The following is a 24,739-nucleotide window of genomic DNA, read 5'->3' on the forward strand; positions in this document are numbered from 1 at the left end:
CAGCCGGGATGACGAGGGTGCGGTTCAGCCCAGTTGGATGGAGCGCTTCGCGAGGCCGAGCCAGAAGCCCTCGATCGGGGTGCGCTGCGCATGCAGGTCGGATTCACCGGCGCCGAGGGTGACGAACAACGGGGCGAAATGTTCGATGCGCGGGTGCGCACGCAGCGCGGCCGGGGCGGTGTGGCGGAAGTTCAGCAGGGCGTCGATATCGCCCGCGCGCAACACTTCCCGGCCCCAGTCGTCGAATTCGCGGGACCAGCCCGGGGCCTCGTCCGGGGCCGCGCCGAAGTCGGCTTCGCGGAGATTGTGGGTGAAGAAGCCGCTGCCGACGATCAATACGCCCTCGTCGCGGAGCGGAGCGAGGCGGCGGCCGAGGTCGTAGAGGCCGACCGGATCCAGGGTGGGCAGGGAGATCTGGAGGACCGGGATATCGGCGTCGGGGTACATCTCGACCAGGGGGACGTAGGCGCCGTGGTCGAGGCCGCGGTCCGGGGCATCGTGCACCTCGTGACCCGGACGGGCAAGCAGGGCACGGACTTTCGCGGCCAGTTCGGGCGCGCCGGGGGCGGCGTATTGCACCTGGTAGTAGTGCTCGGGGAAGCCCCAGAAGTCGTAGACCAGCGGCACGGTGGTGGTCGCGCCGAGCGTGACCGGCGCGTCCTCCCAGTGCGCGGAGACCATGAGAATGGCTGTGGGTCTGGGCAATTCGGCCGACCAGGCGGCGAGCTGCCCCGGCCAGACCGGATCGTCGGCCAGGGGCGGCGCGCCGTGGCTCAGGTACAGCACCGGCATACGCGCCGGATCACGAGTCACTGTGTCGGACATGGATTTTCCTTCCGGTCGGCGATGCCGCGCCACGGGATCGGGGCGAGTGATCAGCCCGCCAGGGTGATGGTGTGCCCGGTGTGCTCGACCTTCGCCCGCAGATAGCGGAGATTCGAGGCGTTGACGTGCACGCCGGTCGGGACGGTGGCGCGCACGGTCACGCCGAGCGCGTCCAGCTGCCGCCCCTTGTCCGGATTGTTGGTCAGCAAATCGAGGGCGTCGATGCCGAGCGCGCCCAGCATCTGCGCGGCAGCCGTGTAATCGCGGGCGTCCTCGGGCAGTCCGAGCGCGGTATTGGCCGCGTAGGTGTCGAGACCGGAATCCTGCAGCGCGTAGGCGTCGAGCTTGTTGTACAGCCCGATATCGCGGCCCTCCTGACGCAGGTAGAGCAGCACGCCGCCGGTCTCGGCGATGCGCTCCACGGCTTCCCGCAATTGCGGACCGCAATCGCAGCGGGCCGAACCGAAGACATCGCCGGTGAGGCATTCCGAATGCAGCCGCACCAGCGGCGCATTCGCACCCGGCGCGCGGAAGTCGCCGGGTTCGCCGAGGATGAGGGCGAGATGCTCGCGCCCGTCGCTCAGCCCGTCGAAGGTGACCGCCTCGGCGGCGGTCGAGTAGCCGTCGGCGAAGGTCAGCGGGATCCGCACGCGGGTGCGGACGCTCGCACTGACGATGCTCGTGGTGCTCATGGCTGCTCCATGGGTCTCTGGGGACGCGTTCCGATCAACCAGAACCACCCCCGGCGGCCGGTTATTCCAATTCGAACAATCGGCGTTAACCTGGACTTATGACCCCGCGATGGCTGAACGACGAGGAGCGCCGGGCCTGGCTGGCGTTTCTCGGCGCGGCCGGCCTGCTGAATCGGCGGCTGGATCAGCAGCTGGAGCGGGACGCGGGGCTCTCGCACGTGCAGTACGAGATCCTGGTGCGGCTGAGCGAGGCGCCCGACGGCGAGCTGCGCATGACCGAGCTGGCGGCGGCGCTGCTGGACGCCAAGAGCAAGCTCACCTATCAGATCGATAGGCTGGAAAAGGCCGGGTTCGTGCACCGGCGGTCCTGCCCCAGCGATCTGCGCGCGGTGTACGCGAAGCTGACCCCCGCCGGGCGGCGCAAGCTCGAGGAAGCCGCGCCGGGGCATGTGGCGCTGGTGCGGGAACTCTTCGCCGATGTACTCACCCCCGAGCAAATCACCGCTATCGCCACGGGGCTGGGTGAAGTGAACCGGCGGCTACGCGATCCCGAATAGCGTGGAACGGTTTCTCGCACCGCAATTCTCAGACTGGACGGCAGGTTTAACTTTGAACGCTTACGATGCCAGCACTATGCAGTCCGTAGTAGCTCACGATCGAGTCTGGCTCGACAAGCAGACGCCCACGGCCTTCCACGCCCTGAACGCGGTCGCGCTCGCGGTGCGCAATGCCGCCGCCGCGGCCGATTTGGGCCGGGCGGTCATGGAACTGGTGAATGTCCGCGTCTCCCAGCTCAATCGCTGCGCCTACTGCCTGGATCTGCATGCGCGCTACGCGCTCGAAGCCGGAGTCACCGCCCAGCAACTGGCGGTTCTGGACGCGTGGCGACGCAGCCCCTACTTGTTCACAGAACAGGAACGCGCGGCGCTGAGCCTCGCCGAAACGGTGAATTCGCTGCCGGACGACGAGATGGCCGATGGTGAGTATGCTGCTGCGCGGCAACATTTGTCGGATGACCAGATTTCGGTTTTGATCTGGGCCGCGACCACGATCGGCGCGTTCAACCGTGTGTCGATCATGAGCAAACATCCGGTGCGGGTGCGGAAGGAGAACTGAACAATGAGCGAACAGGCCGTGGCGGCTGCTGTCGTTCGTAATGACGCGCAACACCGGTACGAGGTGTGGTACGGGAGCTCGCTCGCCGGTTTCACCGAATACCGCGAGCGCGACAACGACACCGTGTTCATCCATACCGAGGTGGACGGCGAATTCAGCGGCAAGGGGCTCGGCAATCTGCTCGCCCAGGAGGCGATCACCGATGTGATCGCGCGCGGCAATGTCATCGTGCCGCGCTGCCCGTTCATCAAGGGCTGGCTCGACAAGCATCCGGAATACGACGAGCACGTCGTCGGAAAGGGCATCAAACGATGAGCGATCTGGAGCCGAATCCGGAGGAGACGCGCTGCGAATGCTCCGGCCGGCCGGGACCGCGCGCGGATTTCCATCCGGCGCGCGAGGTACCGCTCGGCGGCGTCCGCGGGGTCACCGTGCACCGCTCGCTGCCGCAACGCGATCTGCCGACGGTGGGCGCGTGGTGCTTCCTGGACCAGTTCGGCTCCAGCGGGCCGACCACGCCCGAGGGTCATGACATCGACCCGCATCCGCACATCGGATTGCAAACCGTCACTTGGCCTTTGGACGGCCGGATCCGGCATCGCGACAGCGTCGGCTCGGATATCGAGATCGTCCCCGGCCAGCTGAACCTGATGACCTCGGGCCAGGGCATCGCGCATTCGGAGTACCGGGTCCCCGGCAATCCGAACGGCGCGGGCCTGCAGCTCTGGATCGCCCTGCCCGATGAAAGACGCACGGTGGCACCGCATTTCGAGCAGCACAAGGACCTCCCCGTCCTCGAACTGCCCGGCCTGCGCGCCACCGTCCTGATCGGCACGCTCGGCGACGCCACCTCGGCGGCCACCGCCTACACCCCGATCGTCGGCGCGGACCTCATCGTCGACGCCGGCGCGCAGGTGACCCTCCCGGTCCGCCCCGACTTCGAATACGCGGTCCTGGTGGTGAGCGGCGACCTGACCGTCGCCGGCCTCGACGCACAATCGGACGGCCTGCTCTACCTCGGCAGCGACCGCACCGACCTGACACTGACCAGCACCGCCGGCGCCCAGGTCCTGCTGCTCGGCGGCGAACCGTTCGGCGAGGACCTGGTCATGTGGTGGAACTTCGTGGCGCGCAGCCACGAGGAGATCGAAGCCGCCCGCAACGACTGGGAGAACCACGATCTCACCCGATTCCCCGACATCGCCGGGCACACCCCCGACCAACGCATCCCCGCGCCACCCCTGCCGGGCCTGCACCTGAAGCCGCGCAAACGCAAGTTCTGATTGCGGCGCAACAGTTTTCGCACGGCCCCGAACCATTCCGGTTCGGGGCCGTTCTCATGCCCGCGGCGCGTAGTGCCCCACCAGCATGTCCACGCCATTGACGATGAGCTTGTCGGTCATGGCCTTGGAGAGCCCCGTCCGATAGGCGTCGCGCACCAGATGCGGGTACAGCACCAGGCTGTAGAACTGCACGATCGCCAGGTCCACGTCCGGGATCTCCAGATCGCCGCGTTCCGAGAGCGCTTCGAACGCCTTGACCAGGATGGGCTGGCTGGCCCCCGGCCCGGCGGCCTCCCAGGCCTCGGCCAACTGCGGGAAGCGATTCCGCTCGGCCACCACCAGGCGGCGCAGGGACGTGACCGCCGGATCGGTCAGCCCGCGCACCCAGGCCCGGGCCATGCGGGTCAGGCATTCGCGGGCGTGTGCACCCTTGCCGACGCTCTGCTCGGCGGCGGCGTGCGCGTCGGCCAGCGCCTCCCGTAGCGCGTCGCCGACGACCGCCACGAAGAGCTCTTCCTTGCTGCCGAAATGGTTGTAGATGGTCACCTTCGAGACATTGGCCGCGGCGGCGATGGCGTCGATGCCGGCCGCGTAACCGTCGGTCAGGAAGATCTCGCGCGCGGATTCCAGGATGGCCTGGCGTTTGCGTTCGGCGCGCTCCCCCTGGGGTGCGCGGGTTCCTGGTGGCGTCATGGGCCTCAGTTCGGAGCGAAAGATGAGGAACCCCATGACCATTCGGACCGCCACCCAGCCGACCACCGCCGACGTGCTCTCCTTCGGGGTGCCGTGGGAGCAGAGCTACGGGTACGCCCAGGCCCGCCGCAGCGGCGACCTGGTCTACGTCTCCGGGCAGCTCTCCCACGACGCGGACGGCAACTTCGTCGGTGCGGGCGACTTCGAACTCCAGGTGCGCACCAGCTTCGCCAACCTGGACCGGGTGCTCGCGCACTACGGCGCGACCCGGGAACAGATCGTGGAGACCACCGTGCTGATCCGTGAACTGCGCGCCAATTGGGACACCGCCGCCCGGCTGCACGCCGAATACTTCGGCGATCATCGCCCCGCCAGCACCGCCATGGGCGTCACCGATCTGGCCGTGCCGGATCAGCTCATCGAGATCGCCGCCATCGTGCGGCTCGCCGACTGAGTCCGAAACCCGCTCCCCCGCTAGGCATTACCGAGTTCCGCAGAGAATCGACATCCAGCTCATGAAGCGCCTCGTATCCGGCCGGACGCACCCGTCCGACCGCACCCTCACCGCCATCGTCCTCGCCGTGCTCGCACTCGCGGCGGCCCTGCTCGTCGCCGCGTGCTCCGCGGTGCGGCCCGCCGACCACACCGGACCGGCCCTGCCCGATACCGTCGGCATCGATACCGGCAAGGTGCAAGGCAACGGCGACAACGGTTCCCGGCTGTTCCAGGGGATTCCGTACGCGGCCGCCCCGGTCGGCGCGCTGCGCTGGCAACCGCCCGCGGCCGCCGCGAACTGGGACGGCGTCCGCGATGCCACCCGGCCGGGCGCGCGCTGCCCGCAGGCGGCCACCGGGCACGGACTGCTACCGGTGGACCTGGCGGGGACGGCGACCGAGCCGGTCGCCGAGGATTGCCTGTTCCTGAATGTCCGCACGCCGGCGAGCAGCGCGGAGGACCGGCTGCCGGTGCTGGTGTGGATCCACGGCGGCTCGTTCACCGGCGGCAGCGGCTCGGCATACGACGCGAAACGGCTTGCGGCGCAGGGCATCGTGGTGGTGACCGTCAACTATCGGCTGGGCACGCTCGGATTCCTGGCGCATCCGGCGGTGGATGCCGACGGGAGCGGCGGCGACTACGGGCTGCTCGATCAGCAGGCGGCGCTGCGGTGGGTGCAGCGCAATATCGGGGCGTTCGGCGGGGATCCCGCCCAGGTGACCATCGCCGGGGAGTCGGCGGGCGGTATCTCGGTGTGCGGGCATCTCGCCGCGCCCGGATCGGCCGGACTGTTCCGCTCCGCGGTGCTCGAAAGCGGAGCCTGTGACGCCACCGTCCCGGCCACGACCGCCCGCCGCAGCAGCCTCGAATACGCGGCCGCGCTGGGCTGCGCCGATCCCGGTACCGCCGCCGCCTGCCTGCGCGCTCTGCCCGCCGAACGGCTTGTCGCCCAGCCGGTTTCCTACCCCATCACCCTCGGGCACATCGCCTACGGCAACGGGCCCTGGCTGGTTTCCGGCGGATCGGCCCTGCCCGAAAATCCCGCCGACGCCATCCGCGCCGGCCGGGCCGCACGGGTCCCGGTCCTCAGCGGCACCACCCGGGACGAAATGCGGATGGCCGTCTACCTCGGGTTCGAGACCCAGGGCAAAACCATCGGGGCCGAGAACTACGAAGCGGTGCTGGCAGCGGTCGGCGGCGATCCCGCCCAGGTCCGGCGCGAATACCCGGTCGGGCAATACCCCTCCCCCACCAGCGGTTTCGCTGCCGCCATGACCGATGCCTGGGTGTGCGACGTCAACTCCCAGGCCGATGCCCGGGCCGCCGCCGCACCCGCCTACACCTTCGAATTCGCCGAGGCCGCACCGTTCCCGCGGAGCACCTCGTTCCCGATGGGCGCCTATCACACCGCCGAACTGCCCTACCTGTTCGACGTCGCCGACCTGCCCGTCGCCTTCGACGCGCGACAGACCGCGCTGGCGAATCAAGTGGTGAGCTACTGGGCGAACTTCGTCCGCGCCGGGAATCCCAATGGTGCCGGGCTGCCCGAATGGCCGCGGGCCGGGGAGGGACGGCTGCTGTCGCTCGCGGCCGCCGGGAGCACGGTCAGTGCGAGCTTCGCCGCCGATCACCATTGCGGATTCTGGGAGCGCCAGCCCCTGCCGGGCGCGAACGGCTGAAACCACCCGCACCGCACGATATTCGGCCCCGGACCTGCATCCGGGGCCGAATTCGTCTGTCCGGCAGCACTATCCGGTGGTGAGGGTCTGGGTTCCGATGACGCGCAGCAGGTCCAGTTTGTCTTGGGTGTCGGTGCCGGGCTTGGGGTAGTAGACCAGGAGGTGGCGGGTGGCGCTGGGGGTGAGGAGGGGCTCGCAGATCAGTTCGAGGAGGCCTACTTCGGGGTGCAGGATGCGTTTGTTGTGGCCGGCGCCGGTGCCTACCTCGTGTTCGTTCCACAGGCGCTCGAATTCGGGGCTGGCGGCGCGCAGGCGGGTAACCAGGTCGGTGATGTCGGCGTCGCCGGAACGGCGGGCGGCGGTGGCGCGCAGGTCGGCTACGTGCTTGTGGCCCAGTCCTTCCCGGTCCTCGGCGGCGAAGCGCAGGCGCTCCTCGGGGTGGGTGAACCACAGCCAGGGGATGCAGCGGTCCAGGCCGCGACTCTGGGACAGGTCGCCGGCGATCAGGGTGTGCATGCGGTTCTGGACCAGGACCTCGCCGAGATCGGAGATGACGCAGGCGGGGGTGTCGTCCAGTTTGGTGAGCACGTGCAGAATGCCCGGGCCGACGTGACTGTCGCCGCCGCGGGCGGGCGGCTGCTGGCCGGCCAGGTGGTACAGGTGGTCGCGTTCGCTGTCGGTCAGGCGCAGAGCGCGCGCCAGGGAGGCGAGGACCTGCGTCGACGGGCGCGGGCCGCGGGCCTGCTCGAGACGGGTGTAATAGTCGGTCGACATGCCCGCGAGCAGGGCCACCTCGTCGCGGCGCAGTCCCGGAGTACGGCGGCGGGTGCCCGGCGCGAGCCCCACGGCGCCGGGTTGCAGCTGCTCACGGCGACGGCGCAGGAAATCGGCCAGCTCTTCTCGATCCACGACTTCCACTCTGCCGCGCGCGGGCGGCACTATCCAGGTACCGATACTCCCCCTCTGCCCCGTGCCGCGTCACCCGCCGGAACCTGCCGATTTCCACCGGGACGCCCGGAGCCGGCCCGCCCGCACCCGGGGCCAGCCTGGTATCGGCGATCCCCCGATAGGCGCTCCTCTCCCGATCCGGATATCGGCGGCGCAGGCTCGAAGCATGACCAACCACATCGACACCGTTCAGCTCGGCTCCACCGGGCCCGCCGCCGCCCGCATCGGGCTGGGCGCCATGGGGATGTCCGGCATGTACGGCAGCAGCGACGACGCCACCTCCATCGCCACCGTGCACGCGGCCATCGACTCGGGGGCCAATCTCATCGACACCGGCGACTTCTACGGGATGGGGCACAACGAACTGCTCATCCGGCGGGCGCTGACCGAACGCAAGCGTGAGGACGTGCTGCTCAGCGTGAAATACGGGGCGCTGCGCGGGCCCGACGGCAGCTTCGGCGGGGTGGACACCCGGCCCGCTGCCACCAAGAACTTCCTGGCCTATTCGCTGCAGCGGCTGGGCACCGACTACATCGATATCTACCGGCCCGCGCGACTGGATCCGAACGTGCCGATCGAGGAGACCATCGGCGGGCTGGCGGAGCTGGTGCGGGCCGGGTTCATCCGGCACATCGGGCTCTCCGAGGTGGGCGCGGACACGCTGCGCCGGGCCGCGGCGGTGCATCCCATCGCCGACCTGCAGATCGAGTACTCGCTCATCTCGCGCGGCATCGAGGCCGAAATCCTGCCCGTGGCACGGGAACTCGGCATCGGCATCACCGCGTACGGGGTGCTGTCGCGCGGCCTGCTCAGCGATTCGCTGCGTGGCGGCGCGCAGTTCGCGGCCACCGATTTCCGGGCGCACAGCCCGCGCTTTCAGGGCGAGAACCTCACCGCCAACCTGCGATTGGTGGATGCGCTGGCCGAGATCGCCGCCCGGCACGAGGTGAGCGTGGCGCAGCTGGCCATCGCCTGGGTGCTGGCGCGGGGTGAGGATATCGTGCCGATCATCGGCGCGCGGCGGCCGGAGCGGTGGACGGAAGCCGTTGCGGCGCTGGACATCAAGCTGTCCGAGGACGAGCTGGCCGCCATCGAAGCGGCGGTGCCCGCCGACCGGGTGGCCGGTGAGCGCTACGCCGCCGCGCAGATGGCCATGCTCGACAGCGAGCGCTGAACCGCCGCTACTTCCGGCGGGGACGGATGACAGCGGTGAAAGTGGCTGCCGCGACGGACTTCCCGGTGTTGTCGGTGATGTCCACCGGTACGGCGAGTTCGATCTCGCGCTGCCCCTGGATATCGGCGCGGGTCTGCTCGATGAGTTCCGCCGACAGCACCGAGGTGGCGAGGAACGGGCCGAGTTCCCCCTTGGCCCGCGCCAGGTATTCGATGCGGCCGTCGCGGGCGACGATGAAGGTCTCGCCCATCAGGTCCACGATGCCGGAGATGGACGCGCCCATGGCGGCCGTCTCGGCGAGGCCGAAGAGCAGCGCGGCGTGGATATCGCCGTTGTGGTTGAGGTGCTCGGGCTTCGGCTCCATGCTCACCACATTGCGGCCGCTGGCGAATTCCACCGCCTCGATGCCGGTGAACTGGATGAATCCGAGCTTCTTGAAGCCCGCCATCACCAGATCACCCATGGTGGCGCTGTCCATCGTGTCTCCTGTCGACCATACGGAATTGAAACTTGTTCTAATTTCATACCGAGTGGGACCGGAGTTGTCCATGGCGCGGCAGGAAACTGCCGCGCCCGGTCAGCCGGGCAGCGGCGCGTTCAGATTCAGCACCTCGGCCGTACGCGCGACGGTCTGGCGGGCCAGCCGGGTATCGCGGACCAGGCTGTGGCCGAGGGTGGGAATCAATTCCCGCAGCCGCGGCTGCCAATACGGCTGATAGCGCGGGAAGCAGCGCTGCAGCACCTCCAGCAGAATCGCCGGGGCGGTCGAGGCGCCGGGCGAGGAACCCAATACCGCGGCGATCGAACCATCGTGCGCGGCAACGACTTCGGTGCCGAATTCGAGCACCCCGCCGCGCACCGGATCGGCCTTCACGATCTGCGCGCGCTGGCCCGCGGTGATCAATTTCCAATCCGCGGCGTCAGCGGTAGGCGCGAAATCCCGGAGCGCCGCCAGTTTGCGTTTCCGGGTGCTGGCGAGCTGACCGAACAACAGCCACAACAGCTCTCGATTGTCCTTGGTCATCGCGGCGAGCGGTTTCACATTGTGCGGGCGCAGCGCGGCGGCGGCGTCGAAGAACGAACCGTGTTTCAGGAAGCGGGGATTCGCGCCCGCGTACGGCCCGAAAACGAGCGCGCGTTTCCCGTCCACCACGCGAGTATCCAAGTGCGGCATGGAAATAGCGGGCGCGCCCGCCGGCGCCCGGCCGTACACCTTGGCCTCGTGCCGCTCCACCACCGCCGGATTGTCGCAGCGCAGGAACCGGCCGCTGACCGGGAGCAGGCCGTAGCCCTGCGCCTCCGGGATCCCGGCCTTCTGCAGCACCTTCAGCGCCCAGCCGCCCGCGCCGGCGAAGACGAAACGGGCATCGACCTTGCGGGTGATGTGATCGTTGCCGGTATTCCAGTCGATGCGCAGCTGCCAGGTGCCGTCATTGTTGCGGCGCATCCCGCGCACCTCGCAATTGCGATGGATCTCCACGTCCTTCCACCGCAGATGATGGAAGAGCTGGCGGGTGATCTCGCCGAAGTCGATATCGCTGCCGGTCACGTCGTGGGTGGCGGCGATGGCATCGGCCGCGTCACGCTCCCGGGTGAGCAGCGGAGCCCATTCGCCGATGGCCTTGCGGTCGGCGCTGAATCGCATGGAACCGAACAGCGGATGCGAGGCCAGGGTTTCGTGCCGCCGCCGCAGGAAATTCACGTCCGATTCACCACGGACGAAGGTCATATGCGGCACCGGATTGATGAAAGTGTCCGGCTTGCCGAGAATTCCGGCCTCCACCAGACTGCCCAGGAACTGCCGGGTCTGCTGGAAACGCTCGTTCAGCTCGAGCGCGTGGCCGATATCGATGGATCCGTCCGGCAATTCACCGGTGTAGTCGATCTCGCACAATCCGGCGTGTCCGGTACCGGAATTGTTCCAGGCCGCCGAGGCTTCCGAGCCGACTTCCGGCAACCGCTCGAATACCGCGATCGTCCAGTCGGGTTCCAGGTGTTTCAGCAGCATCGCGAGCGTGGCGCTCATGATTCCGCCACCGACCAGCACCACATCATAGGGACGCAGGGCCGCTTGGGTTTTCATTACTCGGATGCCCCCATCGGACTCGTTCAGCGTACGGGCACGCTAACACCGAATACCCGACGCCGGTATTCGAGCGTCACCCGAGGAACAGCACCGCAAGACCCAGGACCGCACCGGCGAACACCACGGTGTTGCGCACCTTCTGCAGCATCCAGGTCCAGGCCGGGAAGCCCCCCTCGGCCGCGCCGAGCAGCGCCGGAACGTCGATACGGGCCAGTTCGGGATCGTTCTTGCGCTGGAAAGCCGCCTGAACGGATCGCGCCGCGGTCAGGTTCGAGTAGACGATGACCGAATTCGCCAGGAACAGCGCGATCATGACCACCCAATTGACGGGGCGCAGCCAGTCGAACCCGGCCAGGTTCACCCCGGCAATGACCACCAGCAGGGCAGCGATGCCGCCCGGGGCCCACCACTCGTGCCCGCTGGCGTCGAACCGCATCCCGTTCTCGCGCAGCGCGGTGGTGCGCACGCCCTGACGCGCCAGCTCCCCCTCGGCGACCGCCATGGCGTGCGTCCCGTAGCGGTTGCGCACGATCGGCATGCTCACGAAAGCGGCGGCGGCGGTGAGCTCGACGGCGGCGATGACGGCGTTCATTGCGTTCTCCTCTGGCCGGGAGGCCCCGACGGCCTGAACATGCGCAGCCTCGGCAAACGCCTCGATGCCGCCGCCACCGCCATGTATTGGCACGTCAAGAACAAGGACAATCTGGTGCGGCTGGCCACCGACGAAGTGTGGGGCGAGATTCCGCTGCCGGAGCCGGACGCGGGCGGCTGGCGCACCGCCGCCGAAGCCCTGGCCGGCGGCATGTACGCGATGATCACGCGGCATCCGTGGATCGTGCAGGCACAGTCGGGTTATCTGCTCTACGGCCCCAACACTTCCCGTCACAACGAGCGGGTGCTGGAGGTCTACGAAAAGGCCGGATTCGATGAACAGCAGGCCGATCAGGCCGCGGCCAGTGTGTTCATGTTCGTGCTCGGCAATGCCGTGGGACATGCCGCGAATATCTCGCTGAAGCGCCGGCTGGCCCTCAAGGGCGAGGATGCCGAGGCGGCGATGAACGCGGCCGTCGCCGAGGCCACCGAGACCGCCATGCAGTATCCGCGGCTGCGGTCACGTATCGAAAAGGCCGCTGCCACAGGCTATAACGACGCGCCCGACAGCAGCTTCGAATTCGGGCTCGCCGCACTGCTCGACGGCCTGCGCGATCGGCTCGCGGAGACCGCCGGGCGCTGACGCGCGAAACCCGCTGGGCGGCAGCGCTTCCGGGTCAGCGGTTGCGGGCGCGGTAGGCGGCTACGGCGTTGCGGTTGCCGCAGGCGGTGCTGCAGTAGCGGCGGGATCTGTTGCGGGACAGGTCCAGGACGATGCCCTCGCAGGTGTCGTCGGCGCAGATGGCGAGGCGGGTGAGTTCGTCGGCGCGGATCAGGTCGATCATGGCCATGGCGGTTTCCACGGCGATGCGGACGGCGAGCGGGGCGTCCTGGGGGACGGCGTGGATGTGGTAGTCGAGGCCGTCGTGGCGGACCAGGCGGGGCACGGCGCGGTGGGTCGCCAGGATCTCGTTCACCAGTTCCACGGCGGTGTCGCGGTCCGCGGTGAGCAGGCGGCGCATGGGCGCGCGCTGGGCCCGGACCGCGGCCAGCTCGGCGGCGGTGCGCTCGTGGCCGCCGGAGTAGCGGTGCCGGATGAAGAAGTCGTTCAGCTGCGCGATCTCGGTCAGCGTGTCCGGATCCTCGGCGGTATTCACCAGTTCTACGGCGGCGGCCATGGACGCGGCGGTGTCATCAGTGAAAAGCACGTTGACATATTACATGACAACCCCTTAGCGTCATTAGTCATGGCGACGTTGACTCATGACACCACGGTGTCGCGGCAGCACCATCTCCGGAACGGGCTGCTCGTAGCCGCCTTGTCCGCCGCCGCTTTCGGACTCTCCGGACCACTCGCGCGCGGACTGATGGACGCGGGCTGGAGTCCGGCCTCGACCGTCATCGTCCGGGTGCTGCTGGGCGCGGTCGTGCTGTTGCCGATCGCGCTGTATCAGCTGCGCGGGAACTGGAAGCTGTTGCGGCAGAACGCCTCACTGCTGGTGGGCTATGGCCTGCTGGCGGTCGCCGGGGCGCAGCTGTGCTATTTCAACGCGGTCAACCACATGGAGGTCGGGGCCGCGCTGCTCATCGAGTACACCGCACCGATCGCGGTGGTCGGGTATCTGTGGCTGCGGCACGATCAAAAGCCCACGCGCGCAACCGTGCTCGGCGCGGTCATCGGCATCGCGGGGCTGATTCTGGTGCTGGACCTGACGTCCGGCGTCCGGACCAGCTGGATCGGCATCGCCTGGGCCCTGGGCGCCATGATCGGCGCGGCCGGCTACTTCCTACTCTCCGCGCACAGCGGCGACACCGTCCCCGGCACCGTGCTGGCCACCGGCGGCCTGCTGATCGGCGGCCTCGGCATTCTCGCCGCGGGGCTGATCGGCATCGTGCCGCTGCACGCCACCACCGCGCCGATCGTCTTCCAGGACTTCACCACCCGGTGGTGGGTGCCGCTGGCCGGATTGGGCGTCGTCACCGCCAGCCTCTCCTACGTGACCGGCATCGCCGCCACCCGCCTGCTCGGCTCCCGGCTGGCCTCCTTCGCCGCGCTCACCGAGGTGCTGGCCGCCATCGTGTTCGCCTGGCTGCTGCTCGGCGAGACGCCCCGCGCCATCCAGTTGATCGGCGGCGCACTGATTCTCATCGGCGTGATCGTGGTCCGGCTGGGCGAGCCCGACTGACCGCTCCGCCCGATAAGGCGCATATGCGCCGATCACTTCCGATCTCGCACGGCCCCCGGTACGTTCGTCAGCAAACAATCGGGGGCCTTGTCCGTACGCAGCGAGAGACAGAAATGGCTATCACCAAAAAGCTTGTACCCGCTCTGCTTTGCCTGACCGCCGTCCTGCCCGCCGGTATCGCCGCCGCCGAACCGGCAGCGCCCCAGCAAAATCCCGGCCCGCAGGTGCTGGGCGCCGATCACGGCGTCGGCTTCCGCACCGCGCTCACCGACGATCAGCGCGCCACCGTCACCACCCTGAACGCCGGGCGCTTCCTCGCCACCTGGGACGGCCAGGCCATCCTGGTCACCGACGACGCCGGCCTCGAACTGGCCACCGTGCCACTGAAATACGAGGTCGCGGGCAAGACCCTCGCGGTCACCCCGGACATCACCGACAACCACCGGCGACTGACCCTCACCCCGGTCGGGGAGTCCCCCGTCGCGCTCCGCGATATCAGCGCCCAGCAGCGGTTCTTCGATCTGGTGCAGGCGAATCTGCCGATGGTCGGCGGCGGCGCGGCCATCGGCGCGGCGATCGGCTTCCTGCTCGGTTTCCCCGCGGGCGCTTTCGTGCTCGACTTCATCACCATCCCGATCACCACCGTGGTGGGCGCGCTCATCGGCGCCGCCGCGGGTCTCTATCTGGCCGGCGGCCAGCCCGCCATCGACACCGCCGTGGAGTACGCCGCCTCCCTGGTCCCGGGCGCCGCGCCCGCCTGATCGGTCAGCGCACCACGGTCAGCGAATCGATCGCCATGGCGTTGTCGGTGTAATACCAGTCGCCGTTCATCTCCATGGCGAGATCGAAACGCAGCACATGCCCCTGCGCCGGACCGGAGGTCACCGTCCACAGCGTGTTCGGCAGTCCCGTCACCACGCTGACGCTGCCATCGGACCAGGTGAACGTGCCCGACGTCGTGGTTCCATTGCCGAGCCAAGGCAATTCGACCCGGAAGCGCCCGCCGGTGATCTGCGCGGGCAGCACCGGACTGCGGCACTCCCAGACGTCACCCTGCCGCCGTACGCTCTGCCCGGCGCTCCCCGTGCCCGGAATCCGTTCTCCGGTAAGCACATTCCCTCGATAACACCCGCCCAGCTCGGTCCCCGGCGACGCCCCCGCCGGCGCGATCGCGGGTAGGGCCGCGCAGCACAGGGCGAGCAGCAGCAGACTGCGGCGAATCGACATGACGCCACCTCTCCGGCGAGGGAACTACCAGGTCTATCGGTTAACCAGCAGCGTACTCGCCCGCCCCGCCCGCCCCCGCCGAAACGCAAACGGCCCCCGCTCCGGAGAGCGGGGGCCGAATGTCTCTGTCTGGCTAGGCCTTAGCGGTAGTCGCTGAAGCCGTAGTCGTCCAGCGGAACCGCGGCACCGGTGGTGGTGCCGAAGCCGTCCGGGGTGTAGTAGGTGTCGTCGTAGGACGGCACCGCGTACGCGGCCTGGCGGGCTTCCTCGGTCGGCTGCACCTGGATGTTCCGGTAACGGTTGATACCCGTACCGGCCGGGATGAGCTTACCGATGATCACGTTCTCCTTCAGGCCGATCAGCTTGTCGGAGCGGCAGTTGATCGCGGCGTCCGTGAGCACGCGGGTGGTCTCCTGGAAGGAGGCCGCCGACAGCCACGAATCGGTCGCGAGCGACGCCTTGGTGATACCCATGAGGACCGGACGACCCGAGGCGGGCTCGCCACCCTCCGCGACCACGCGGCGGTTGGCGGACTCGAACTCGGCGCGCTCCACCAGCGAACCCGGGAGGAACTCGGTCGCACCCGAATCGATGATGGTGACGCGGCGCAGCATCTGGCGGACGATCACCTCGATGTGCTTGTCGTGGATGGACACACCCTGCGACCGGTACACCTCCTGGACCTCGTGCACGAGGTGGATCTGCACCTGACGCGGGCCCATCACGCGGAGCACCTCGTGCGGGTCGGCCGAGCCCTCGAGCAGCTGCTGGCCCACCTCGACGTGGTCACCGTCGGCCAGGAGCCGCTCGGAACCGTCGTCGTGCTTGAAGACCCGCAGACGCTGACGCTTCGACAGCTTGTCGTAGAGCACCTCGTCCGAACCGTCGTCCGGAATGATGGTGATCTTGTAGAAGCGGTCGTCGTCCTCCAGCCGCACGCGGCCGGAGACCTCGGCGATGGGCGCCTTGCCCTTGGGCACACGAGCCTCGAAGAGCTCCTGCACGCGGGGCAGACCACCCGTGATGTCGTCACCCGCGACACCACCCTGGTGGAAGGTACGCATGGTCAGCTGGGTACCGGGCTCACCGATGGACTGGGCGGCGACGATACCGACGGCCTCGCCGATGTCCACCAGCTTGCCGGTCGCCATCGAGCGGCCGTAGCAGGTGGCGCAGACGCCGGTGCCGGTGGTGCAGGTCAGCACGGAGCGGACCTTCACCTCGGTGATACCGGCCTCGAGCAGCGCCTCCAGGGCGGGATCGCCCAGGTCGTGGCCCTTCTCGACCACCACGTTGCCCTTGGCGTCGATCGCGTCGGTGGCCAGCGTACGAGCGTAGGTGCTGGTCTCCACGTGGGCGTCCCGGATGAGCGAGCCGTCGGCCTGCTTCTCCGCGATCGGCACCACGATGCCGCGCTCGGTGCCACAGTCGGTCTCGCGCACGATGACGTCCTGCGACACGTCCACCAGACGACGGGTCAGGTAACCCGAGTCGGCGGTACGAAGCGCGGTGTCGGCCAGACCCTTTCGCGCACCGTGGGTGTTGATGAAGTACTCCAGCACCGTCAGGCCCTCACGGAAGGAGGACTTGATCGGCTGCGGGATGAACTCACCCTTCGGGTTGGTCACCAGACCCTTCATGCCCGCGAGGGTACGAGTCTGGGTGAAGTTACCCGTCGCGCCGGAGTCGACGATCGTGATGATCGGGTTGTCCGCCGGGTAGTGCGCACGCAGCGCGCGACCGACCTCTTCGGTGGCTTCCTGCCAGATCTTGACCAGGGCGTTGTTGCGCTCCTGGTGGTCCAAAGCACCACGCTGGTACTTCTTCTCGATCTGATCGGCCTGCGCCTCGTAGCGCGCCATGATGTCGGCCTTCTCCGGCGGAACGAGCACGTCCGACATGGAGACGGTGACGCCGGAACGCGTGGCCCAGTAGAAGCCCGAGTCCTTCAGCTTGTCGACGGTCTGCGCGACCACGATCATCGGGTAGCGCTCGGCGAGATCGTTGATGATCGCCGCCTGACGCTTCTTCGGCATCGGCTCGTCGATGAACGCGTAGTCCGCCGGGAGCAGATCGTTGAAGATGACGCGGCCCAGCGTGGTCTTGGCGGTCCACGCGTCGCCCCGCTGCCAGCCGTCCGGGAACAGCTCGGCCTCGATGTCCTTCGGCGGGCGCTGCTCGGTCAGACGGATCTTGATGAGCGAACGCACGGTCAGCTCACCGCGGTCCACGGCCATCTGCGCCTCGGCGGGCGAGGAGTAGACGCCGAACTCGGCCTCGTCCTTGGTGGCGGCCCGGTACTCGCCCTTCGCGCCCTCTTCCAGGCGGGTCAGGTAGAACAGGCCGGTCACCATGTCCAGACGGGGCATGGCGAGCGGGCGGCCGGAGGCCGGCGACAGGATGTTGTTCGAGGACAGCATCAGGATGCGGGCCTCGGCCTGCGCCTCCGCGGACAGCGGGAGGTGCACGGCCATCTGGTCACCGTCGAAGTCGGCGTTGAACGCTTCACAGACCAGCGGGTGCAGCTGGATGGCCTTGCCTTCGACCAGCAGCGGCTCGAAGGCCTGGATACCCAGGCGGTGCAGGGTGGGCGCACGGTTCAGCAGCACCGGGTGCTCGGAGATGACCTCTTCGAGGACGTCCCACACCTGGGGGCGCTGCCGCTCGACCATCCGCTTGGCGGACTTGATGTTCTGCGCGTGGTTCAGGTCGACCAGGCGCTTCATCACGAACGGCTTGAACAGCTCGAGCGCCATCAGCTTGGGCAGACCGCACTGGTGCAGCTTGAGCTGCGGGCCGACCACGATGACCGAACGGCCGGAGTAGTCGACGCGCTTGCCGAGCAGGTTCTGACGGAAACGACCCTGCTTGCCCTTGAGCAGATCGCTCAGGGACTTCAGCGGGCGGTTGCCCGGGCCGGTGACCGGACGGCCGCGACGGCCGTTGTCGAAGAGCGCGTCAACGGACTCCTGAAGCATGCGCTTCTCGTTGTTGACGATGATCTCCGGCGCGCCGAGGTCGATCAGTCGCTTCAACCGGTTGTTGCGGTTGATGACGCGGCGGTACAGGTCGTTCAGGTCGGAGGTCGCGAAGCGGCCACCATCCAGCTGCACCATCGGGCGCAGCTCCGGCGGGATCACCGGCACGGCGTCGAGGACCATGCCCATCGGCGAGTTGCCGTTGGTCTGGAACGCGGCGACGACCTTCAGGCGCTTCAGCGCGCGAAGCTTCTTCTGGCCCTTGCCGGTACGGATGGTCTCGCGCAGGCTCTCGGCCTCGGCCGCGATGTCGAAGGTCTCCATGAGCTTCTGGATGGCCTCGGCACCCATTGCGCCCGTGAAGTATTCGCCGTAGCGGTCCTGCAGCTCGCGGTAGATGACCTCGTCGATGATCAGCTGCTTCTTGGCCAGCTTGACGAAGGTGGTCCAGATCTCGTCGAGACGATCCAGCTCGCGCTGGGCGCGGTCGCGCAGCTGACGCATTTCGCGCTCGCCGCCGTCCTTGACCTTGCGGCGGACGTCGGACTTGGCGCCTTCGGCCTCGAGCTCGGCCAGGTCGGCCTCGAGCTTCTGGGCGCGGGCCTCCAGGTCGGCGTCACGCTGATCGGCGACGGTCTTCTTCTCGACCTCCATCTCCGCCTCGAGCGTGGACAGCTCGTTGTGGCGGAGCTCGTCATCGACATTGGTGATGACGTAGGCGGCGAAGTAGATGATCTTCTCGAGATCCTTCGGCGCCAGGTCGAGCAGGTAGCCCAAGCGCGACGGAACGCCCTTGAAGTACCAGATGTGGGTGACCGGAGCGGCCAGCTCGATGTGGCCCATCCGCTCACGGCGCACCTTGGCGCGGGTCACCTCGACGCCACAGCGCTCACAGATGATGCCCTTGAAGCGGACGCGCTTGTACTTGCCGCAGTAGCACTCCCAGTCCCGGGTGGGACCGAAGATCTTCTCGCAGAAGAGGCCGTCCTTCTCCGGCTTCAACGTGCGGTAGTTGATGGTCTCCGGCTTCTTGACCTCGCCGAAAGACCAGTTACGAATGTCTTCCGCGGTCGCCAGGCCGATCCGGAGTTCATCGAAGAAGTTGACGTCTAGCACGTAACTTCCTTTCCCCTGTTCGGGTTGAGTATGAGCAAAAGTTCGCTAAATCCGTTGCCCGGGAAGGCTTTTCGTAAAAATGAGCGGCCTTCCCGGACCGATCGCTCTTACTGCGCCAGGTCGTCGACCGTCGCAGCCTCGTTGCGGGACAGGTTGATACCCAGGTTCGCCGCGGCACGCTCGAGGTCTTCGTCATCGCCGTCGCGCATCTCGATGGCGGCGCCGTCGGAGGACAGCACCTCCACGTTCAGGCACAGCGACTGAAGTTCCTTGAGCAGAACCTTGAACGACTCCGGAATACCCGGCTCCGGAATGTTCTCGCCCTTGACGATGGCCTCGTACACCTTCACGCGGCCGACCACGTCGTCCGACTTGATGGTGAGGAGCTCCTGCAGGGTGTAGGCCGCGCCGTACGCCTGCATGGCCCAGCATTCCATTTCGCCGAAACGCTGACCACCGAACTGCGCCTTACCACCCAGCGGCTGCTGCGTGATCATCGAGTACGGACCGGTCGAACGCGCGTGGATCTTGTCGTCGACCAGGTGGTGCAGCTTCAGGATGTACATGTAGCCGACCGAGACCGGGTACGGGAACGGCTCGCCGGAGCGGCCGTCCAGCAGGATGGCCTTGCCGTCGTCGTTGATCATCTTGTCGCCGTCGCGGTTCGGCAGCGTCGAGCCCAGCAGGCCGGTCAGCTCTTCCTCGCGGGCGCCGTCGAACACCGGGGTGGCGATGTTCGTGTCAGCGGGCTGACCGATCATCTCCTCCGGCAGGTTGCGGGCCCAGTCGGGAGTGCCCTCGACTTGCCAGCCGGTCTTGGCGATGTAACCCAGATGGGTTTCCAGCACCTGACCGATGTTCATACGACGCGGCACACCGTGGGTGTTCAGGATGATGTCGACCGGGGTGCCGTCCGGCAGGAAGGGCATATCTTCCTGCGGCAGGATCTTGCCGATGACGCCCTTGTTGCCGTGGCGGCCGGCGAGCTTGTCGCCGTCCTGGATCTTGCGCTTCTGGGCCACGTAGACGCGGACCAGCTCGTTGACGCCCGGGGGCAGATCGTCGTCGTCGTCACGCGAGAACACGCGCACGCCGATGACCTTGCCGGACTCACCGTGGGGCACCTTGAGCGAGGTGTCGCGGACTTCGCGCGCCTTCTCACCGAAGATGGCGCGCAGCAGGCGCTCTTCGGGGGTCAGCTCGGTCTCGCCCTTCGGGGTGACCTTGCCGACCAGGATGTCGCCGTCACGGACCTCCGCGCCGATTCGCACGATGCCGCGCTCGTCCAGGTCCGCCAGGACCTCGTCGGAGACGTTCGGGATGTCCCGGGTGATCTCCTCGGCGCCGAGCTTGGTGTCGCGCGCGTCGATCTCGTGCTCTTCGATGTGGATCGAGGTGAGCACGTCGTCTTCCACGAGGCGCTGCGACAGGATGATCGCGTCCTCGTAGTTGTGGCCTTCCCACGGCATGATCGCCACGAGCAGGTTCTTGCCGAGCGCCATCTCACCGTTCTCGGTGCAGGGGCCGTCGGCGAGCACATGCCCGGCCTCCACGCGCATGCCCTCGTCCACGATCGGACGCTGGTTGGCGCAGGTGCCCTGGTTGGAGCGCTCGAACTTGCGCAGGCGGTACGAGCGGCGGGTGCCGTCGTCGTGCATGACGGTGATGAAGTCGGCCGAAACCTCTTCCACCACACCGGCCTTGGCGTTCACGACCACGTCGCCGGCGTCGACGGCGGCGCGCAGCTCCATACCGGTGCCGACCAGCGGCGACTCGGAACGGATCAGCGGCACGGCCTGACGCTGCATGTTCGCGCCCATGAGGGCACGGTTGGCGTCGTCGTGCTCGAGGAACGGGATCATGGCGGTCGCGACCGACACCATCTGGCGCGGCGAGACGTCCATGTAGGTGACCTCGTTGCGGGCCACGTATTCCATTTCCTCATCGCCGCGGCGCGCGAGCACGCGCTCTTCGATGAAGTTGCCGTCCAGGTCGACCGGCGAGTTGGCCTGGGCGCGGACCTCGCGGTCCTCCTCGTCGGCGGTGAGGTAGCGGACCTCGTCGGTGACGCGGCCGTTCTCGACCTTGCGGTACGGGGTCTCGATGAAACCGAACGGGTTGACCCGCGCGTAGACCGAGAGCGAGCCGATCAGGCCGATGTTCGGGCCTTCCGGGGTCTCGATCGGGCACATGCGGCCGTAGTGCGACGGGTGGACGTCTCGGACTTCCAGGCCGGCGCGCTCACGGGACAGACCACCCGGGCCCAGCGCCGACAGACGACGCTTGTGGGTCAGACCCGAGAGCGGGTTGTTCTGGTCCATGAACTGCGACAGCTGGGAGGTTCCGAAGAACTCCTTGATCGCGGCCACGACGGGACGGATGTTGATCAGGGTCTGCGGCGTGATGGCCTCGACGTCCTGGGTGGTCATGCGCTCACGCACGACGCGCTCCATACGCGAGAGGCCGACCCGGATCTGGTTCTGGATCAGCTCGCCCACGGTACGCAGACGACGGTTGCCGAAGTGGTCGATGTCGTCGACGTTGACCGGCACCTCGACGCCGCCGGGCACGGTCATCAAGCGATCGCCCTGGTGCAGACGGACCAGGTACTCGATGGTGGCGACGATGTCTTCCTTGGTCAGCACCGAACCCTGAACGGGCACACCGGCATTGACGCCCAGCTTCTTGTTGACCTTGTAACGGCCGACGCGGGCCAGGTCGTAGCGCTTCTCCTTGAAGAACAGGTTCTCCAGCAGGGTCTGCGCGGACTCCTTGGTCGGCGGCTCGCCCGGACGCAGCTTGCGGTAGATGTCGAGCAGCGCCTCGTCCTGGCCCGGAGTGCTGTCCTTCTCCAGGGTGGACATCATGATCTCGGAGAAACCGAAACGCTCGGTGATCTCCTCGGCGGTCAGGCCGAGCGCCTTCAGCAGCACGGTGACCGGCTGGCGGCGCTTGCGGTCGATACGCACGCCGACGGTGTCGCGCTTGTCGACGTCGAATTCCAGCCACGCGCCGCGCGACGGGATGACGCGCACGGAGTGCAGCGTCTTCTCGGTGGACTTGTCGATCGAGCTGTCGAAGTACACACCGGGCGAACGGACCAGCTGCGAGACGACCACGCGCTCGGTGCCGTTGATGATGAACGTGCCCTTGTCGGTCATCATCGGGAAATCACCCATGAAGACCGTCTGAGACTTGATCTCACCGGTGTTGTTGTTGATGAACTCCGCGGTGACGAAGAGCGGCGCCGCGTAGGTCATGTCCTTGTCCTTGCACTCCTCGATGGAGGCCTTGACCTCTTCGAAGCGCGGATCGGAGAAGGACAGCGACATGGAGCCCGAGAAGTCCTCGATCGGGGAGAGCTCTTCGAGCACTTCCTCGAGGCCGCCGACGGGATTGACGTCGCCGCGCGCGGCAGCACGCTCACGCCAGTCCGCTGAGCCGACCAGCCAGGCGAAAGATTCGGTTTGTAGATCGAGAAGACCGGGAACCTCCAGAGGTTCACGAATCTTCGCGAAAGACACCCGCTTCGGGGCTCCGGGAATACCGGCCTTGGTCTGGGTGGAGACTGCCAAGATGCGTCCTTCCAGCACCTAACGCGCGTCGCGTGGTGGTCCGCGACCGTCGCTTGTCTGCTACGAATTCCGCTGGTTACGACCCGAACGAAACCCGAACAGCAAACAGCGGAAGTAACACCGGAAGGTGGAACTTTCGTCGTAGCGATCGAGGTGTGGACAGGAGGCAGCCAGCGCAACGTCCAAAATTACACCCATACCCCAGGGGGTGTCAAAGTACCACCGCTCGCGTCACCTGCAATGACCGGCGCGCCGGGTGTTATGTGGCGGATTTCACACCGTAATCCGACGCGATCCCGGGGTCCGCTGGCTGCGCTTCCCAGTCCTCGTCGGCGTCCGGTCCCCTGTGACAGCCGCCGCTGTTGTGAATAGCGTGACGGCTGGAGCGAAACTCGTCAAGTGGCGGCACGAGTTGACAAAACGCGAGATCGCCTGTCTCCCTGCAAGATCACCTGCGGACGCCGCGAAATGCCCTCGTACCGGGCACGACGGCGACTACTTGTCGGCGATCTCCGAGGCCAGCCACTTGCCGTCGACCTTCTGCATGCGCAGCACGATCGGGCCCGAGGCCAGGGCCTGCGGGCTGCCGTTCTTGACGGCCGAGATGTTCAGGTTGACCAGCAGTTCGGCGCGATCATCGGTGAGCAGGGTGACGCCCAGCGGGTCGGTGGTGACCTGGGTGTCGGTATCGGTCTGCTTGATCACGTCCAGGCCGGTGTCGGCGTACTTGTCCAGGTCGGCCAGCATCTGGCCGGTGAGGACCGTGCGCGCGTTGTCCTTGAACTTGTCGATCTCCTTGGCCTTGTAGCCGTAGAGGGTCGTGAGGGCGTGCTGGGCGGCCGCTTTGACCTCATCGGTGGCCGAGTTGTCGACGTAGGCCAGATTGCCGTCGTCGACGCCGGGCCGCAGGAAGCCGACGATCGCCAGCACGGCCAGCGCGACCGCGGCGATACCGCAGCCGATCGCCACGCGCCAGGTCTGCCAGAAGCTTGCGGAAGATGCCGCGGACTCGGTCCGCGGCGCGGGGCGCGCGGTGTCCTTCGACATCCGGACCTTCGCGCCCTTGCCCGCGGGAGCCGTCGTCTCGGCCGGCCGGGCCGCCGGGCGGGCGGTATTGCCCCCGACGCGGCCGGAGCTGCGCTGGGCGGCCGGACGGCGCTGGGAGGTGACGCGATTGACGGGTCGTTTGTTGGCCATGGATCGCTCCCTCCTAGTTACCGGGGGCCGGGGCGGCGGTGGTGGACGGCGCCGGGGTGGCGGGCGCGCCGTTCTGCTGCAGCGCGCCGGAGTCCAATTGCACCGGGTTGCCGAGGTTCTGGGCCTTCTCGGCCTTCCAGACGTCGCCGACCTTCACCATGTCCAGCGACCAGGACTGCCGGAAGGCGGCGGGCTGGCCGCCGGGCCAGCTGCGGTTGATGCGCAGCACCACATAGGCCGAGGCGTGGTCGAGTTCGCTGTTGAGCGCGGTCAGGGTGGCGCCCTCGACGGTCGACTGCATATTCGTCTTGGCCTCGGTGACCTGCTGTTTCAGCGATTCCAGATCCTTGGTCTGCTCGTCGTGGAGCTGACCGGTGGTGGAGGAGATCATGTTCTGCAGCGAGCCGTCGACATTGTTCGGGTCGAACGTCATCAGGTTGATGGCGGCCTGCCGGGCATCGGTGAGCGCGGCGTCGCGGGCCTGGGCGCGCGGGCGATCGTGCATGAGCCCGCCCACGATCCAGGTGCCGCCGAACCAGGCCGCGGCCACGGCGGCCACCACGGCCAGCGCGATCGCGCCGATGGTCACGGCCTGCTTGACGCTCGGATCCACCGCGCCCGGCTGGGGCGCGGGACGCTCGGCCCGCTCCTTCTTCTTGCCCGGCGCGGCGGCGACCGGCTCGGTCGCTTCCTTGTCGGAAGACGGCTGCGGTGACGGCGAGTCCGGCTCGGCCGGAGCCTGGGCATCGGGTGCGGCGGCTGCGGGTTCGCTCGCGGGTGCCGTCGTCTCCGCCGGCTGCTCCGGGTTCTCCCCCAGTTCGCTGTCCTTTTGCTGGCTCACGCCGCCACCATACTGTCCTTTCCGCGCGGTAACGCTC

23 protein-coding genes are annotated in these 24,739 nt (G+C 67.7%); 10 read left to right on the forward strand and 13 right to left on the reverse strand.

Translation table 11 applies throughout. The features are described from left to right. Positions 1–24: 24 nt before the first annotated feature. Positions 25–825 carry a dioxygenase family protein gene (locus NY1_RS21825; protein WP_067716426.1) on the reverse strand — a complete coding sequence of 267 codons (801 nt, stop codon included), beginning with the start codon at positions 823–825 and terminating at the stop codon, positions 25–27. Positions 826–875: 50 nt separating this feature from the next. Beyond that, on the reverse strand, positions 876–1,517 hold the full coding sequence (locus NY1_RS21830; protein WP_067716428.1) for a GTP cyclohydrolase II: 642 nt from the start codon (positions 1,515–1,517) through the stop codon (positions 876–878). Between the two features lie 98 nt (positions 1,518–1,615). Here NY1_RS21830 and NY1_RS21835 point away from each other — a divergent pair, with 98 nt between their 5' ends. The 4 genes from NY1_RS21835 (at position 1,616) to NY1_RS21850 (ending at position 3,916) form a co-directional block, all read left to right on the forward strand. Beyond that, a complete protein-coding gene (locus NY1_RS21835; RefSeq protein ID WP_067716431.1) occupies positions 1,616–2,074 on the forward strand; it encodes a MarR family winged helix-turn-helix transcriptional regulator in 459 nt (152 codons plus the stop codon). A gap of 76 nt (positions 2,075–2,150) precedes the next feature. Further along, positions 2,151–2,633, forward strand: coding sequence for a carboxymuconolactone decarboxylase family protein (locus tag NY1_RS21840; protein ID WP_067716434.1), 483 nt, complete (start codon positions 2,151–2,153; stop codon positions 2,631–2,633). A 3-nt stretch (positions 2,634–2,636) separates the two neighbouring features. Continuing rightward, positions 2,637–2,948, forward strand: a complete 312-nt coding sequence (locus tag NY1_RS21845) for a GNAT family N-acetyltransferase (RefSeq protein ID WP_067716437.1) — start codon at positions 2,637–2,639, stop codon at positions 2,946–2,948. Continuing rightward, positions 2,945–3,916: a pirin family protein gene (locus NY1_RS21850; RefSeq protein WP_067716440.1), complete on the forward strand. Its 972-nt coding sequence runs from the start codon at positions 2,945–2,947 to the stop codon at positions 3,914–3,916. The genes NY1_RS21845 and NY1_RS21850 overlap by 4 nt, the downstream gene beginning before the upstream one ends. Positions 3,917–3,970: 54 nt before the next feature. Here NY1_RS21850 and NY1_RS21855 read toward each other — a convergent pair whose 3' ends face one another. Further along, positions 3,971–4,609 carry a TetR/AcrR family transcriptional regulator gene (locus NY1_RS21855; RefSeq protein ID WP_067716948.1) on the reverse strand — a complete coding sequence of 213 codons (639 nt, stop codon included), beginning with the start codon at positions 4,607–4,609 and terminating at the stop codon, positions 3,971–3,973. 34 nt (positions 4,610–4,643) lie between these two features. Between NY1_RS21855 and NY1_RS21860 the strand changes: the two genes are divergently transcribed. Both NY1_RS21860 and NY1_RS21865 read left to right on the forward strand, forming a co-directional pair. Then, complete coding sequence (locus NY1_RS21860; protein ID WP_067716443.1) at positions 4,644–5,063, forward strand: RidA family protein; 420 nt, start codon at positions 4,644–4,646, stop codon at positions 5,061–5,063. A gap of 61 nt (positions 5,064–5,124) precedes the next feature. After that, on the forward strand, positions 5,125–6,783 hold the full coding sequence (locus NY1_RS21865) for a carboxylesterase/lipase family protein (protein WP_157762424.1): 1,659 nt from the start codon (positions 5,125–5,127) through the stop codon (positions 6,781–6,783). Between the two features lie 69 nt (positions 6,784–6,852). On the opposite strand, the gene NY1_RS21870 is transcribed toward NY1_RS21865, so the two are convergent. Beyond that, positions 6,853–7,692, reverse strand: coding sequence for a helix-turn-helix transcriptional regulator (locus tag NY1_RS21870; protein WP_067716954.1), 840 nt, complete (start codon positions 7,690–7,692; stop codon positions 6,853–6,855). 205 nt (positions 7,693–7,897) lie between these two features. Between NY1_RS21870 and NY1_RS21875 the strand changes: the two genes are divergently transcribed. After that, entirely contained in the window at positions 7,898–8,905 is a 1,008-nt protein-coding gene (locus tag NY1_RS21875) for an aldo/keto reductase (protein ID WP_067716446.1), read from the forward strand. 7 nt (positions 8,906–8,912) lie between these two features. Here NY1_RS21875 and NY1_RS21880 read toward each other — a convergent pair whose 3' ends face one another. From NY1_RS21880 to NY1_RS21890, 3 genes are all read right to left on the reverse strand, one after another. Next, positions 8,913–9,383 (reverse strand): PaaI family thioesterase, encoded by a 471-nt coding sequence (locus NY1_RS21880; RefSeq protein WP_067716449.1) that lies wholly within the window; start codon positions 9,381–9,383, stop codon positions 8,913–8,915. A gap of 99 nt (positions 9,384–9,482) precedes the next feature. Next, entirely contained in the window at positions 9,483–10,988 is a 1,506-nt protein-coding gene (mqo, locus tag NY1_RS21885) for a malate dehydrogenase (quinone) (protein ID WP_067716452.1), read from the reverse strand. A gap of 76 nt (positions 10,989–11,064) precedes the next feature. Then, positions 11,065–11,583 (reverse strand): hypothetical protein, encoded by a 519-nt coding sequence (locus NY1_RS21890; protein ID WP_067716454.1) that lies wholly within the window; start codon positions 11,581–11,583, stop codon positions 11,065–11,067. A 39-nt stretch (positions 11,584–11,622) separates the two neighbouring features. Here NY1_RS21890 and NY1_RS21895 point away from each other — a divergent pair, with 39 nt between their 5' ends. Next, positions 11,623–12,225: a TetR/AcrR family transcriptional regulator C-terminal domain-containing protein gene (locus NY1_RS21895; protein WP_084535209.1), complete on the forward strand. Its 603-nt coding sequence runs from the start codon at positions 11,623–11,625 to the stop codon at positions 12,223–12,225. Positions 12,226–12,259: 34 nt separating this feature from the next. Here the strand turns inward: NY1_RS21895 and NY1_RS21900 are convergent, their stop codons facing one another. Beyond that, positions 12,260–12,790, reverse strand: coding sequence for a CGNR zinc finger domain-containing protein (locus NY1_RS21900; RefSeq protein ID WP_067716457.1), 531 nt, complete (start codon positions 12,788–12,790; stop codon positions 12,260–12,262). A gap of 39 nt (positions 12,791–12,829) precedes the next feature. On the opposite strand from NY1_RS21900, the gene NY1_RS21905 reads away from it, so the two are divergent. Together NY1_RS21905 and NY1_RS21910 are read left to right on the forward strand one after the other, a co-directional pair. Further along, positions 12,830–13,768, forward strand: a complete 939-nt coding sequence (locus tag NY1_RS21905; protein ID WP_067716460.1) for an EamA family transporter — start codon at positions 12,830–12,832, stop codon at positions 13,766–13,768. A 113-nt stretch (positions 13,769–13,881) separates the two neighbouring features. After that, positions 13,882–14,529 (forward strand): DUF8020 domain-containing protein, encoded by a 648-nt coding sequence (locus NY1_RS21910; RefSeq protein WP_067716462.1) that lies wholly within the window; start codon positions 13,882–13,884, stop codon positions 14,527–14,529. 4 nt (positions 14,530–14,533) lie between these two features. Here NY1_RS21910 and NY1_RS21915 read toward each other — a convergent pair whose 3' ends face one another. From NY1_RS21915 to NY1_RS21935, 5 genes are all read right to left on the reverse strand, one after another. Then, positions 14,534–14,995, reverse strand: coding sequence for a hypothetical protein (locus NY1_RS21915; protein WP_067716465.1), 462 nt, complete (start codon positions 14,993–14,995; stop codon positions 14,534–14,536). 140 nt (positions 14,996–15,135) lie between these two features. After that, positions 15,136–19,089 carry a DNA-directed RNA polymerase subunit beta' gene (locus tag NY1_RS21920; RefSeq protein ID WP_067716468.1) on the reverse strand — a complete coding sequence of 1,318 codons (3,954 nt, stop codon included), beginning with the start codon at positions 19,087–19,089 and terminating at the stop codon, positions 15,136–15,138. Positions 19,090–19,196: 107 nt separating this feature from the next. After that, positions 19,197–22,682, reverse strand: coding sequence for a DNA-directed RNA polymerase subunit beta (gene rpoB, locus NY1_RS21925; RefSeq protein WP_067716471.1), 3,486 nt, complete (start codon positions 22,680–22,682; stop codon positions 19,197–19,199). Between the two features lie 477 nt (positions 22,683–23,159). Further along, the gene (locus NY1_RS21930) at positions 23,160–23,861 is read right to left on the reverse strand and encodes a hypothetical protein (protein WP_067716473.1); all 702 of its coding nucleotides are present in this window, start codon (positions 23,859–23,861) and stop codon (positions 23,160–23,162) included. A gap of 13 nt (positions 23,862–23,874) precedes the next feature. Continuing rightward, complete coding sequence (locus NY1_RS21935; protein WP_084535210.1) at positions 23,875–24,702, reverse strand: Rv1363c family protein; 828 nt, start codon at positions 24,700–24,702, stop codon at positions 23,875–23,877. Positions 24,703–24,739 lie beyond the last annotated feature (37 nt).

The sequence above is a fragment of the Nocardia yamanashiensis NBRC 100130 genome (genome assembly GCF_001613325.1).
GTDB lineage: Bacteria > Actinomycetota > Actinomycetes > Mycobacteriales > Mycobacteriaceae > Nocardia > Nocardia yamanashiensis.